Source organism: Agarivorans sp. Alg241-V36, assembly GCF_900537085.1.
Taxonomy (GTDB): domain Bacteria; phylum Pseudomonadota; class Gammaproteobacteria; order Enterobacterales; family Celerinatantimonadaceae; genus Agarivorans.
In genome coordinates, this window is the sequence record NZ_UNRE01000008.1 from 121,920 (window position 1) to 134,784 (window position 12,865).

13 protein-coding genes and 2 tRNA genes are annotated in these 12,865 nt (G+C 42.3%); 8 read left to right on the forward strand and 7 right to left on the reverse strand.

The features are described from left to right. Nucleotides 1–122: 122 nt before the first annotated feature. The 4 genes from G6R11_RS17950 to G6R11_RS17965 form a co-directional block, all read right to left on the reverse strand. A tRNA-Val gene (locus G6R11_RS17950) sits at nt 123–199 on the reverse strand. 15 nt (nt 200–214) lie between these two features. Further along, nucleotides 215–291 (reverse strand) — tRNA-Val (locus tag G6R11_RS17955). Nucleotides 292–443: 152 nt separating this feature from the next. Continuing rightward, nucleotides 444–1,436, reverse strand: a complete 993-nt coding sequence (locus G6R11_RS17960; RefSeq protein WP_163134452.1) for a DUF3080 family protein — start codon at nt 1,434–1,436, stop codon at nt 444–446. Next, entirely contained in the window at nt 1,433–2,830 is a 1,398-nt protein-coding gene (locus G6R11_RS17965; RefSeq protein WP_163134453.1) for an MATE family efflux transporter, read from the reverse strand. Before G6R11_RS17965 ends, G6R11_RS17960 begins: the two co-directional genes overlap by 4 nt. Between G6R11_RS17965 and G6R11_RS17970 the strand changes: the two genes are divergently transcribed. Next, entirely contained in the window at nt 2,829–3,449 is a 621-nt protein-coding gene (locus G6R11_RS17970) for a riboflavin synthase subunit alpha (protein ID WP_163134454.1), read from the forward strand. The genes G6R11_RS17965 and G6R11_RS17970 overlap by 2 nt on opposite strands. Here the strand turns inward: G6R11_RS17970 and G6R11_RS17975 are convergent. Then, the gene (locus G6R11_RS17975; RefSeq protein ID WP_163134455.1) at nt 3,446–3,649 is read right to left on the reverse strand and encodes a CPXCG motif-containing cysteine-rich protein; all 204 of its coding nucleotides are present in this window, start codon (nt 3,647–3,649) and stop codon (nt 3,446–3,448) included. The two genes, G6R11_RS17970 and G6R11_RS17975, sit on opposite strands and share 4 nt — an antisense overlap. A gap of 206 nt (nt 3,650–3,855) precedes the next feature. Between G6R11_RS17975 and thrS the strand changes: the two genes are divergently transcribed. From thrS to ihfA, 7 genes are all read left to right on the forward strand, one after another. Next, nucleotides 3,856–5,781 carry a threonine--tRNA ligase gene (gene thrS, locus G6R11_RS17980; protein ID WP_163134456.1) on the forward strand — a complete coding sequence of 642 codons (1,926 nt, stop codon included), beginning with the start codon at nt 3,856–3,858 and terminating at the stop codon, nt 5,779–5,781. Nucleotides 5,782–5,784: 3 nt separating this feature from the next. Further along, on the forward strand, nt 5,785–6,327 hold the full coding sequence (infC, locus tag G6R11_RS17985; protein WP_084681800.1) for a translation initiation factor IF-3: 543 nt from the start codon (nt 5,785–5,787) through the stop codon (nt 6,325–6,327). Nucleotides 6,328–6,427: 100 nt separating this feature from the next. Next, nucleotides 6,428–6,625 (forward strand): 50S ribosomal protein L35, encoded by a 198-nt coding sequence (gene rpmI, locus G6R11_RS17990; RefSeq protein ID WP_016401507.1) that lies wholly within the window; start codon nt 6,428–6,430, stop codon nt 6,623–6,625. Between the two features lie 18 nt (nt 6,626–6,643). After that, on the forward strand, nt 6,644–6,997 hold the full coding sequence (rplT, locus tag G6R11_RS17995) for a 50S ribosomal protein L20 (RefSeq protein ID WP_016401506.1): 354 nt from the start codon (nt 6,644–6,646) through the stop codon (nt 6,995–6,997). A gap of 259 nt (nt 6,998–7,256) precedes the next feature. Then, nucleotides 7,257–8,237: a phenylalanine--tRNA ligase subunit alpha gene (pheS, locus tag G6R11_RS18000; RefSeq protein WP_163134457.1), complete on the forward strand. Its 981-nt coding sequence runs from the start codon at nt 7,257–7,259 to the stop codon at nt 8,235–8,237. Between the two features lie 12 nt (nt 8,238–8,249). After that, on the forward strand, nt 8,250–10,637 hold the full coding sequence (gene pheT, locus G6R11_RS18005; RefSeq protein ID WP_163134458.1) for a phenylalanine--tRNA ligase subunit beta: 2,388 nt from the start codon (nt 8,250–8,252) through the stop codon (nt 10,635–10,637). Between the two features lie 2 nt (nt 10,638–10,639). Then, nucleotides 10,640–10,933, forward strand: a complete 294-nt coding sequence (ihfA, locus tag G6R11_RS18010) for an integration host factor subunit alpha (RefSeq protein WP_016401503.1) — start codon at nt 10,640–10,642, stop codon at nt 10,931–10,933. A 67-nt stretch (nt 10,934–11,000) separates the two neighbouring features. Here ihfA and G6R11_RS18015 read toward each other — a convergent pair whose 3' ends face one another. Both G6R11_RS18015 and G6R11_RS18020 read right to left on the reverse strand, forming a co-directional pair. Further along, complete coding sequence (locus tag G6R11_RS18015; protein ID WP_163134459.1) at nt 11,001–11,759, reverse strand: amino acid ABC transporter ATP-binding protein; 759 nt, start codon at nt 11,757–11,759, stop codon at nt 11,001–11,003. Nucleotides 11,760–11,773: 14 nt separating this feature from the next. Beyond that, nucleotides 11,774–12,865, reverse strand: a complete 1,092-nt coding sequence (locus tag G6R11_RS18020; protein ID WP_163134460.1) for an amino acid ABC transporter permease — start codon at nt 12,863–12,865, stop codon at nt 11,774–11,776.

Below are 12,865 nucleotides of genomic sequence, written 5' to 3' on the forward strand. Positions count from 1 at the left end.
TGCAAAGCTTTTACTGAAATTAAGGTTTTCAATCAATGTACAGACAATAGACATCTACGCTAAGGATATACGTATTTTGATCGATGCAGAAAATATGGGGAGAATTTTAGAAGCTGAAAGTTTGGTATTCGCGAGTGGATTTGAACCACCGACCCCTACCATGTCAAGGTAGTGCTCTAACCAACTGAGCTACGCGAATATAGTTTTAAATTTTTGGTACAACCGAGTGGATTCGAACCACCGACCCCCACCATGTCAAGGTGGTGCTCTAACCAACTGAGCTACGGTTGTATTATTAGGTTTTACCCTACGCAGCGAAAGGTACTGTAACTCTAAGCGGTCGTCAACCGCTGTTAAAGAATATGAGAGTTGTATGCTCAATGATTAAGCAGTACTGGGTGACGTGCAAGAGTGAACTTGAATGTGGACTGTTTCTCTAAAGCTTATTTACAGCTTTCTATAATCAATTTCCATTGCGTTACGTGTTGTCGATTTGCCTGTTTAAATTCAACATGAATGGCGTGGGCACGCTCTAATAGCACGGGATGGGATTGTTGCATTAGCGGTGACAGAGAAGGCAACACTAAGCCGGCACTCTGGTCTAACTCTGCCAGATAATCTTGAACTTTTACCGTATAAACTTTGCTTAGTATGTTCTGCAGTATTTGATATTTCTCTTCACTCTCATGACAACTAAACTGACGAGACGCTAAAGCGGCAGCAACCTGACTAAGCCAAGCGCTTGTTGCGTTTAACTCTTGCAGCAAAGCAACAATGCTTGCTCCTTTCTGCAGCCTTTCACTTAAGCTTAATAACTGTTCTTTATCAATGGTGTTACTTACATTTAGCTGTTTATGAATATGGCTTAATTCCTGTAGGTTTAACGCTAACGCGCGATAAGCAGAGAGGGGGTTAACACTTAGCCTTTGTAGGCTAATCCACAAGTGTCTTAGACTTTGCTCATTGAGCAAGTAGTTATGCCAATACACATCAATTGCGGCTAACTTAGTTTTTAGAATATGCGCAAGAGAGAGCCTTAACTCCGGTTTAAGCTGAAGATCGTTTAAGCAAGTTTGTAGTCCACCAATAAATTCGGAGTGCCACACTAAGCGGTAATCTGCGCTGGCATGTTTACCTAGGCTTGAACTTTTCTCAAATACCAATTGGTCTAAACCACAAGATTTTAGCGCTAAGCTGTCTAGCAGCGAAAGTGTTAGCTCGGGCTCTACTTGTAAACCGTCTCGCCAAGAAATAGTAGGAAGGGTTGGAGTATGGTTTGGCGCTTCTATGGATATTGAAAGCACACGGTTTAGCCGTGTGCTGTAGTCTAGAAATAGCCGCTCACTAGGTGGCTTAAGCCAATGCAACACACCATAAGCACCTGCTGTTATGCTGGACAATATAAACAGGTATAGGGTGAGTTGCTTTTTACTCATGCTTCCTTATTGATTAGGTGAAGTTTGTCTGGGTTGTTACTTGCCCATATTAAGCGCCAGCATAAACCGATAGCACAGGCCGTTAGTGCTAATACAATAGCTATCCAAAAACCGATCACTCCCATAGGCTCTTCAGTGAAGTAACCTGTAAAGGTAAGTATAGAGCCCACGCCTAAACCTATTGGCCAAAAGCTAATAAGGGTAACAATTAAGATGAAGCGAGTATCTTGGTAGCCCCTAAGTGCACCGCCGCAACAAACTTGAAGCGAGTCGGATAACTGGTAAGTAGCGGCCAATAAAAAGAGTGGAGCCGCAATTGCAGCAACCGTAGTGTTTTCGGTATACCAACCAATAATGTTGTGACGAAATACAATGGTGGCGCTGGCAATAAATAGGGTAATGATAATAGACAATATAATTCCGCTGTAAGCGGTGATCTGTGCTTTATCTAGCGATTTCTCACCCATAAAGTTACCCACTCTAATGGTAAGTGCGATACCAATACTTAAGGGCAGCATAAATACCATTGAGGTAAAGTTAAGTGCGATTTGGTGGGCCGCTACAATGTCTGCACCAAGAGGAGAAAGTAGTAGGGCAATCATCGAAAACAAGGTCACCTCAAAGAATATTGCACCGCCGATAGGTAAACCTAGTTTGAAAATTCGTGAAACTATTGGCCAGTCTAGTCCGTTGTATCGCTCAAATAGCTTTAATGGCAGTAAGGTTTTGCTTCTAGTGGCATAGACCAACATCGCCAAGGCCATAAACCAATTCACCATAGCGGTTGCTACGCCACAACCTGCGCCGCCTAATTTGGGCATGCCATATAGGCCGTTGATGAAGATGTAGTTAATGGGAATGTTGATGAGCAAGCCTATAATACCAATCAGCATTATGGCCTTTATGTTAGAACATGCTTCGTTTACCCCTCTTAATACTTGGTATAAAGCAAAGGCGGGTAAACCAAAACTAACAAAATAGAGATATTGTTTGGTTAAGCCGACCAGTTGTTCTTCAACATCCATGATATTAAATACATTTGGCGCAAACCAAAGAACAACCCAAGCAACGGCAGCTAGAAGCATAGAAATCACTAAAGCTTGGCGAAAAATGTTACCACCGTTGTGCGCTTGCTTAGCGCCAATTTGATAGGCTACTAGCGGCGTTACTGCCATTAATATGCCTTGAAGTAGCAAGATTATTGGGTTAAAAAAGCTGGCAGCTACAGCTACAGCGGCTAAATCAGTAGGGCTTACTGACCCCGCCATAATCGTATCGACAAAACTCATGCCGGTTATGGTAAGTTGGGCAACTACAATAGGACCTGCCAGTCGTAAAATGGCAAAACACTCTTTAGAAAAACGTTGTTTAAAACCCAGGAAAAAATGCTTCATGTTCACCGGAATAGTTCAGAGTAAAAGAAAAGTTGTCAAAGTCGAGTTATCACCAGGTTTCATGCAACTCTGGGTTGATTTAGAGGATACCGAGGGCTTGAAAATAGGTGCCAGTGTTGCCGTTAATGGAACGTGTTTAACGGTGGTCAACATTAGCAAACAAGGTGTTCAATTCGACTTGATTCAAGAAACGCTAAGTCTAACAAACTTAGGCACAATAAAAGAAGGGGATTTAGTAAATATTGAACGCGCTGCGAAGGTGGGTGATGAGATAGGCGGCCACTTAGTCTCTGGTCATATTCATAGCACTGCCGAAATCCTTGAATTACAACACTCAGAAAACAACTTAGGCATTCATTTAAGCCTAGAAAAAGCTTGGAAAGACTACGTGATTTACAAAGGCTTTATTTCAGTAGATGGCGCTAGCTTAACTGTAGGCAAAGTAAGCGAGCAAGGGTTTTGGTTACATATTATTCCTGAAACGCTTCGGGTAACTACTTTAGGCAGCAAGCAAGTAGGGGATTTGCTGAATATTGAAATAGACAGCGGAACTCAGACAGCCATAGATACCATTAAAAAGCTTGCAGAAAACGGTGAACTAAAACGCTGGTTAGGCTAAAAGTACTGTTCGTCGTCGGCGTCTACAAAGGCTAATAACTTGTCGTTGCTTTCATCTACTTGTAAGCGACAATGAATTGGGTTGCAACAAACTCGGCAGTCTTCATAGAAATCTTGGTTACCATTGCTCGCATCAATAATTAGCGGCGTATGGTGACCACAGGTTGGGCAGGAAATCATTTTTTCGACATAGTTTTTCATAACAACTACTCCAATATGTCCACCTTTCAATTATGGTTCAAATTCGCAAGAACCACGAGTCTTCAGATCAATAAACCATAAGCTATTGAAGTTATCTGCGCAGACCTTTAATATTGCGCATCTTTTAAGTGCATTAAGTACTCAATTTTATCGACTAAATCATGTGATGTTGCGTAGGCATCACCACTGTATGAGCAAGGATAAATATGCCAGTTATTACTCTTCCTGACGGTAGTCAACGTCAATTCGAAAACCCAGTTTCAACTTTAGATATCGCTGCAGATATTGGCCCAGGCCTAGCTAAAGCGTGTATAGCAGGCCGTGTAAACGGCGAACGCGTAGATGCTTGTGAGCTTATTTCTGAAGATTCACAAGTAGCGATTATCACCGCTAAAGACGAAGATGGTTTAGAGATTATTCGCCACTCTTGTGCTCACTTATTGGGTCATGCCATTAAACAAATGTGGCCAGAAACCAAAATGGCCATTGGCCCAACAATTGATAATGGTTTTTACTACGACATTGATTTAGAGCACTCGCTAACTCAAGAAGATATTGAGAATCTTGAAAAGCGCATGAAGGCGCTGGCTAAAACCAATTACGATGTGGTTAAGAAAACAGTTCCTCTTGCGGAAGCAAAAGCGGTATTCGAAGAACGCGAAGAGCCATACAAGCTAGAAATTATTGAAGGCATTGAGGCAAGCGCTACTCCAGGCCTATATCATCACGAAGAATACGTAGATATGTGTCGTGGTCCTCACGTGCCAAACATGAAGTTTTGTCATCACTTTAAATTGATGAAAGTTGCCGGTGCTTATTGGCGTGGTGATAGCAAAAACAAAATGCTACAACGTGTATACGGCACAGCATGGGCAGATAAAAAGCAACTTGCTGCTTATTTAAAGCGCCTTGAAGAAGCTGCTAAGCGTGACCACCGTAAAATCGGTAAACAGCTAGATCTTTACCACATGCAAGAAGAAGCACCAGGTATGGTGTTCTGGCATGACTCAGGCTGGACAATTTTCCGCCAGTTAGAAAGTTACATACGCGAACAACTTTCTAAATACGAATACCAAGAAGTTAAAGCGCCACAAATCATGGACCGCAGCTTGTGGGAGAAATCAGGTCACTGGGATAAATACTCAGATGGCATGTTTACTACCCAATCAGAAAGCCGTGAGTACGCTGTTAAACCAATGAACTGTCCCGGTCATGTTCAAATCTTTAACCAAGGTTTGAAGTCTTACCGTGATCTTCCGTTACGTATGGCGGAGTTTGGCTCTTGTCACCGTAACGAGCCATCTGGCTCTTTGCACGGTTTAATGCGCGTACGTGGATTTACTCAAGATGATGCCCACATATTCTGTACAGAAGATCAAATTCAAGACGAAGTAGCCTCTTGTATCGACATGGTATACGAGACATACAAAACCTTTGGCTTTGAAGAAATTGAAGTAAAACTCTCTACGCGTCCTGAACAACGCGTTGGTGATGACGAAACTTGGGATAAATCTGAAAAAGCTTTAGCTGATGCACTAAGCTCTAAAGGTATCGAGTTTTCATACCTACCAGGCGAAGGCGCCTTTTATGGTCCTAAGATTGAGTTCACTCTTCACGATTGTCTCGATAGAGCATGGCAATGTGGTACCGTTCAACTAGACTTCTCTATGCCTGGTCGCTTGGCGGCTTCTTTTGTAGGTGAAGATAATGAACGCCATGTGCCGGTAATGATTCACCGCGCTATTTTAGGTTCTATTGAACGCTTTATCGGTATTTTAACCGAAGAATACTCGGGCTTTTTCCCGACATGGTTAGCTCCTCGCCAAGTTGTGGTGATGAATATTACCGATAAACAGGCCGATTTTACCCATCAAGTAGTAAAAAAATTAAATAAACAGGGCATTAGAGCCATTGCGGACTTGAGAAATGAGAAGATAGGCTTTAAAATCCGCGAACATACTCTAAAGCGTATTCCTTACTTACTGGTTGTCGGCGATAAAGAAGTCGAAAGTAATGAGGTTGCGGTTAGAACTCGTAAGGGCGATGACTTAGGCAAATTTGCAGTAGACAAGTTTGTTGAGAAGATTAAGCAAGAAATCGCCAATCGTGACAATAATTGTATTGAGGTATAAATTATAAAAACCGGAAGACGTGGTCAGCAACAAGCTGCAAGAGCACATAAGATAAATGAAGAAATTCAAGCCCAAGAAGTACGCCTTAACGGCTTAGATGGCGAGTCCATTGGCATTGTAAGTTTGAATGAAGCGCTAAACATCGCTGAAGAATCTGGCGTTGATTTAGTTGAAATTAGTCCGAATGCTGAACCACCTGTTTGTCGGGTCATGGATTACGGTAAGTTCATTTACGAGAAGAGTAAATCTGTAAAAGAACAGAAGAAGAAGCAAAAACAGATTCAGGTTAAGGAAATTAAATTCCGACCTGGAACTGACGAAGGCGACTATCAGGTAAAACTACGCAACCTGGTTCGCTTTCTAGAAGAGGGTAACAAAGCTAAAGTAACGCTACGTTTTCGTGGTCGTGAAATGGCACACCAGAGCCTCGGCTTTGATCTACTAAATCGCATTAAAGGTGATTTAGAAGAGTTAGCAGTTGTGGAAGCTTTTCCAAAAATGGAAGGTCGCCAAGCTGTTATGGTGTTAGGCCCTAAAAAGAAGTAACTAAGGCTTCCAAGTAACGAACAGCTTACTTTAACAGTAAGCTGTTTTTGTTCGCCTTTAGTTATATGTTGTTAATATCGCAATGCGGAGTGCATGTAAAATGCCAAAAATGAAATCGAACAAAGGCGCTGCTAAGCGCTTTAAGAAAACTGCTTCTGGTGGTTTTAAATACAAACAAGCTGGTCTTCGTCACATCCTGACTAAGCGCCGTACTAAGGTTAAACGTCACCTTCGTCCGAAGGGTATGATTGCTGCTTCTGATGTTGCATCAATTGTTCGCATGTTGCCGTACGCATAAGTTTAGAGGAAATTAAGAATGGCCAGAGTTAAACGCGGTGTACAAGCACGTGCACGTCATAAGAAAGTCTTAAAACAAGCCAAAGGTTACTACGGAGCACGTTCACGTGTTTATCGCGTAGCCTTCCAAGCGGTAATCAAAGCGGGTCAATACGCTTACCGTGACCGTCGTCAGCGTAAACGTCAATTCCGTCAATTATGGATTGCACGTATTAATGCTGCTTCTCGTCAAAATGGTTTGTCTTACAGCCGTTTCATTGACGGACTTAAAAAAGCATCTATCGAAATCGATCGTAAGATCCTAGCTGATATTGCTGTTTTTGATAAAGCAGCATTCACAGTATTGGTAGAAAAAGCAAAAGCTGCTTTATAAGTTTTATCAAGTTTGTGAAAAGGGAGCTTAGGCTCCCTTTTTTATTGCCTTTTTAGTCTCTCAAATTGGCTTGTTTAGCCATAACTCCTCTGACGACTCTATTGGTATCTAGCTACCTGCTTAAATAGCCAACAAACTCCTGTAAAAATCCTTATCAAACAAGCTTCGGCGCTAGCCAACAGCGATTCATTAAAGTACTATTTCCGGTCTTATTAAATACTAAAAATCAGCCGTTCCCTTGGCGGAATATGAGGAAATCATGCTAGATCTTGATGCGCTAATCAATCAGGCGAAGACTCACATAGAAGCAGCTTCTGCGATTAACGAACTAGATAACGTTCGCGTAGAGTACTTAGGTAAAAAAGGGTTAATGACTAAACAGCTACAGGGACTTGGCAAATTATCGCCTGAAGAGCGTCCTCAAGCTGGGCAACTTATTAACCAAGCCAAACAAGCTATCCAAGAAGCCTTAAATCAAAAACGTGAGCTGTTAGTTCAACAAGAACTAAACGCTAAATTGGCGGCCGAAACCGTTGACGTTACATTACCAGGTCGAACCGATGAATTAGGCGGTTTGCATCCTGTAACAAGAACCATTGAACGTATTCAAACGTTTTTTGGTGAGTTAGGTTTCCAAGTTAAATCTGGTCCAGAAATCGAAGATGGTTTCCATAACTTCGATGCACTGAATATTCCCGAGCATCACCCAGCGCGTGCTGACCACGATACTTTTTACTTTAATCCCGATTTGGTATTACGTACCCAAACTTCTGGTGTACAAATCCGAACCATGGAAACCGAAAAGCCGCCAATCAGAATTATTTCTCCTGGCCGAGTATACCGCAACGATTACGACCAAACGCATACGCCTATGTTCCATCAGGTTGAAGGTTTGATGGTAGACAAGAATGTTAACTTCACCGAGTTAAAAGGCGTGTTGTACGATTTCTTGCAAAACTTTTTTGAAGAAGACATGCAAGTGCGTTTTCGTCCTTCTTATTTCCCATTTACCGAGACATCCGCTGAAGTTGATGTACTAGGTAAGAATGGTTGGTTGGAAGTACTTGGTTGCGGAATGGTTCATCCAAACGTATTACGCGCAGTAAACATTGACCCTGAAGAGTACACCGGTTTCGCCTTTGGTATGGGTGTAGAACGTTTAACTATGTTGCGTTACGGCGTAAACGATTTACGTTCATTCTTCGAAAATGACTTACGTTTCCTAAAACAATTTAATTAAGGGTTAATTGAGATGAAATTTAGCGAATCCTGGCTAAGAGAGTGGGTTAACCCAAGTGTTTCTCGTGAAGAGTTAGCCGAACAAATTACCATGGCTGGCCTAGAAGTAGATGGCGTAGAGCCGGTAGCAGCTGATTTTAACGGTGTTGTTATTGGTGAAGTCGTTGAGTGTGGTCAACATCCAGACGCCGACAAACTTCGCGTTACTAAAATTAATGTTGGTGGTGATGAGCTGCTTGATATTGTTTGTGGCGCGCCAAACTGTCGCCAAGGTTTAAAAGTAGCGGTAGCTACTGTTGGTGCAGTTTTACCTGGCGATTTTAAGATCAAAAAAGCCAAACTACGTGGTCAACCATCGCACGGTATGTTGTGTGCTTACAGTGAACTGGGCATTAGCGACGAGTCAGACGGCATCATGGAACTACCTAGTGGTGCGCCTATTGGCACTGACTTACGTGAGTACTTAAAGCTCAACGACGTAATCATAGAAGTTGATTTAACCCCTAACCGAGCTGATTGTTTAAGCCTCCGTGGTTTAGCGCGTGAAGTTGGAGTACTTAACCAACTAGACGTAGCAGAACCGCAGTGGCAAAACGCTGCAATTAGCATTGAAGATACGTTCGCAGTAAATGTTGAAGCCACCGAACAATGTCCACGTTATTTAGGCCGTGTGATTAAAGGTGTAAACGTAAAAGCAGCTACGCCTCTTTGGATGCAAGAACGCCTACGTCGCAGCGGTATTCGCTCAATTGACCCGGTAGTTGATATCACTAACTACGTGTTAATTGAACAAGGCCAGCCAATGCACGCCTTCGATTTAGCTAAGTTAACTGGCTCAATTGACGTTCGTTTAGCGAACAATGGTGAAAAGCTGGTATTGCTAGACGGTAACGAAGTTGAACTTAAAGACAATACCTTAGCAATTTGTGACCAAAGCGGCCCAATTGCAATGGCGGGTATTTTTGGTGGCGAGAAAACCGGTGTCACCGAAACGAGCCAAGATATCTTTTTGGAATGTGCCTTCTTTAGCAAGTTAGCGATTACCGGTAGAGCTAGACAGTATGGTTTACATACTGACTCATCTCACCGTTATGAACGTGGTGTTGATTATCAACTACAAAATCAAGCAATGGAGCGTGCTACCCAACTACTGGTAGAAATCTGTGGTGGTGAAGTAGGTCCAGTGATTGAAGCCGGCGACCAGGCTAAACTTCCTAGCGCTAAAACTATTGTTCTTCGCCATGCTCGTTTAGAAAAAGTTGTTGGTTATAACTTTGCTAAACAGCAAGTTACCGAAATCCTTACCCGTTTGGGTATGTCCGTAACAGAAACCGAACAAGGTTGGGAAGCAACGGCACCAAGCTATCGCTTTGACATGGATATCGAAGAAGATCTAATCGAAGAAGTAGCTCGCATCTACGGTTACAACAACATTCCAAATGTTTCTCCGGTTGCTTCATTAAAGATGAGTCAACACCAAGAAGTAGAGTTGCCAGCAGCCAAAGTACGCCAACTACTGTGTGCCCGTGGTTACCAAGAAGCGGTAACTTACAGTTTTGTAGACCCTAAACGTCAACAATTGCTGCACCCACAACAAGAAACAATGGTACTGCCACACCCAATATCGGTAGAAATGTCGGTAATGCGTTTAAGCTTACTTACTGGTTTGCTAGACACAGTTTCTTACAACCAGAAGCGCCAGCAACCTCGAGTTAGAGTATTTGAATCTGGCTTACGTTTTGTACCTGATCAAAATGCAGAAAATGGTGTAAGCCAAACTGCGATGTTGGCTGGTGTTATTAGCGGTAATGCTAATCAAGAAGCATGGAATAGCACCGAACGTGAATTAGACTTCTTTGATATTAAAGGTGATGTAGAGGCACTGATTCAGCAAACTGCCGATGCAGAATCATTTAGTTTTGAAGTGACTCAAAATCCTGCTCTACACCCTGGCCAAGCTGCAAATATTTTACGTAACGGCGAAGTAGTCGGTTATGTTGGCGCATTGCACCCACAGCACCTTAAAGCTTTCGGCTTAAGCGGGAAGATTTTTGTATTCGAGCTTGAGTTAGCGGCTGTTACTGTGCGCAATTTACCAGATGCTCAGCCTGTTTCTAAGTTCCCGGCTAACCGTCGTGACTTGGCTTTATTGGTATCACAGCAAGTAAAAGCTAGCGATTTATTAAATTGCATTAAGAAAGTTGGCGGAAATCAATTAGTTGGCGTAAACTTATTCGATGTATACAAAGGGAAAGGCATTGCAGACGATATGCAAAGTATTGCTATCAGTTTAACTCTGCAAGAACAAAGCCGCACCCTTGAAGAAAAAGAGATTGCCGCTACAGTTGATACCATTGTAGAGGCGTTACGTACAGAGTTTGACGCATCCTTGAGGGACTAGTTATGGCATTAACTAAAGCTGACCTGGCAGAAAATTTGTTTGAAAACTTAGGCTTTAGCAAAAGAGAGTCTAAAGAAGTAGTAGAAGCTTTTTTTGAAGAAATACGGGTGGCTTTGGAAAGTGGGGAGCAAGTCAAAATTTCCGGCTTCGGTAACTTTGACCTAAGGGAGAAAAATCAACGCCCTGGTCGTAACCCGAAAACGGGCGAAGACATCCCCATCTCTGCGCGTCGAGTAGTCACCTTCCGACCTGGGCAAAAGCTCAAGAGTAGGGTAGAGAACGCCGAACCTAAGTAGATATTTAGGGTATTAAAAAAGGAAGCCAATTGGCTTCCTTTTCTTTTAGTGTCTTAAAGTATTGATTCTAGTGATTTAAAATCTGACTTAAGAACAACTTAGTCCGGTCAGACTGAGGATTTTCGAAGAACTCTACGGGCTCATTCTCTTCGATAATTTCACCTCTATCCATGAATATCACTCGGTCGGCTACCTGTTTAGCAAAGCCCATCTCGTGAGTTACACAAAGCATGGTCATACCTTCGTTCGCTAGCTCAACCATAACATCAAGTACTTCACGAACCATCTCAGGGTCTAAAGCTGAGGTTGGTTCATCAAATAACATAATAGATGGATTCATACACAAGCTTCGAGCGATAGCCACACGTTGTTGCTGACCACCTGAAAGTTGCCCAGGGTACTTATCGGCTTGCTCTGGAATTTTAACCCGTTCTAAGTATTTCATTGCTGTGGCTTCAGCTTCCGCTTTCGGTATTTTTTTCACCCAAATTGGCGCTAAGCAACAGTTTTGTAAAACCGTAAGGTGAGGGAACAGGTTGAAGTGCTGAAAACACATACCTACTTCACTTCTCACTGTTTCAATACTTTTAAGGTCACTTTGTAACTCTGTACCATTAACGACTATGTCACCTTTTTGGTGTTCCTCTAAACGGTTAATACAGCGAATCATGGTCGATTTACCTGAACCAGAAGGTCCACAAATAACAATTTTTTCGCCTTTGGTTACGGTAAGATCTAAGTCTTTTAGTACGTGAAACTCACCGTACCATTTGTTCATTCCCTTGAGCTGAATAACGACTTCAGGGTTTGTTTGATTAGATGTCATGTAAAATTTCCTTATTAATGCCCTGTGTGTAGTTTCTTCTCAAGATGAATCGAATAGCGAGACATACCGAAACAGAACACCCAAAATACAAAAGCGATAAATACGTACATTTCTGTAGAGAAACCAAGCCATTCGGGATCTGCTAGTGCAGATTGACCAATAGCCAATAAATCGAATAATCCAATAACTAATACCAGGCTGGTATCTTTGAAAAGCGCAATAAAGGTATTAACAATTGAAGGGATGGTAATCTTCAATGCCTGCGGCAAGATGATTAAACCCATAGATTGCCAATAGCTTAAGTTTAGTGCTTCACCTGCTTCGTACTGACCTTTGGGGATAGCTTGTAGGCCACCGCGTATTACTTCTGCCATGTAGGCTGATTGGAACATGATGATGCCGATCATCGCGCGAAGTAGTTTGTTAAAGTCTACTTCTGAGCCTACAAACAGCGGCAGCATTACAGATGCCATAAACAACACGGTGATTAAAGGTACAGCACGCCAAAACTCAATGTAAATAGTACAAAAGCTTCGTACTATTGGCATATGAGAGCGACGCCCAAGAGCCAATAAAATACCAAAGGGTAAGGCTGCTACAATGCCTACAATAGCTAATACCAAAGTAAGCATTAAGCCACCCCATTGGTGAGTCTCTACTTTAGGTAAGCCAAATGAATCACCGAGCAATAAGAAAAATACAATTACCGGGTAGATAACTAAGCTAAAAATTGCAATTTTAGGTTTATGCGGTGTTTTCTCATAGACCAATGCAGCGATTAGAATCAGGAAAGTAACAAAGACTATATTAACTCTCCAGCGCTCAGCAGAAGGGTAAAAGCCATAAATAAGCTGAGAGAAACGATCTGCTACAAACACCCAACATGCGCCATCACTGGTACAAGCATCTCGACTATCACCAATCCAATCTGCCTCTAAGATCACCCATTGGAATGCTGATACCAGTGGTGGAACGATTAGGTAAAGAATAAACAGCGTAAAAAAACTGTTTATCCATGAAGAAAACAAGTTTTTCTTTAGCCAACCCACTAAGCCTACACTGAGGTTAGGTGGAGCTAAATCAGGTTTAAATTGATGCTCTGACAT